Source organism: Vibrio sp. 10N.261.51.C6 (assembly GCF_041471785.1).
Taxonomy (GTDB): Bacteria; Pseudomonadota; Gammaproteobacteria; order Enterobacterales; family Vibrionaceae; genus Vibrio; species Vibrio crassostreae_C.
The window spans coordinates 1-607 of record NZ_JBFRPB010000154.1; the positions used below are offsets into that span (position 1 = coordinate 1).

Consider the following 607-nt stretch of genomic DNA (forward strand, 5'->3'; position numbering starts at 1 on the left):
AAGATGGCAGCTCTTTCCACATCCATCGTGACCTGGCGGATGTTTATCCGAGTCGATTTAAACGTAACCCTGCAGCGGTTGAATGTCATATGACAATGTCGTTGAAAAGCTTTTCTCCAGTCGCGATGAACATCAGCGCTGATACGGCATCAGAAAGAGATTTTTTACCTGAGCCCAAAACGATGAACAACAAATTGCTGTTAGCTGACGCAGGGTATCCTGATTTCCACTTCTTTCGAGAGCTTGAACAGCATGACGGATTCTATATTGTCCGAGGTGCTAAGTCTCTGAACCCTATGATTATTGAGGCAAGGAACGGCAAGGGGCAACTGCTGCCTAAGCTAGAAGGGAAGAAGCTGAAAGACATTACTCGAGGTACCAACCGTTCGCAGGTCCTTGACCTAAAAGTCCGTCGAGGTAAACAAGAGTTTAGAGTCGTGCGACGATGGTTTGCTGAAGAAAAACGATTCTGCATTTGGATAACTAACTTACCTTCAGACACCTTTACTGCCGATGACATCATGGCGATCTACCGCTGTCGATGGCAGGTGGAACTGCTTTTTAAAGAGTTAAAGTCTCACACCAACTGGCAACGATTTGTCACCGC

1 protein-coding gene is annotated in these 607 nt (G+C 46.3%); it reads left to right on the forward strand.

The features are described 5' to 3' along the window. Nucleotides 1-607, forward strand: a 607-nt coding sequence (locus tag AB4375_RS21650; protein WP_372052519.1) for an IS4 family transposase, incomplete at both ends; no start/stop codon positions are given.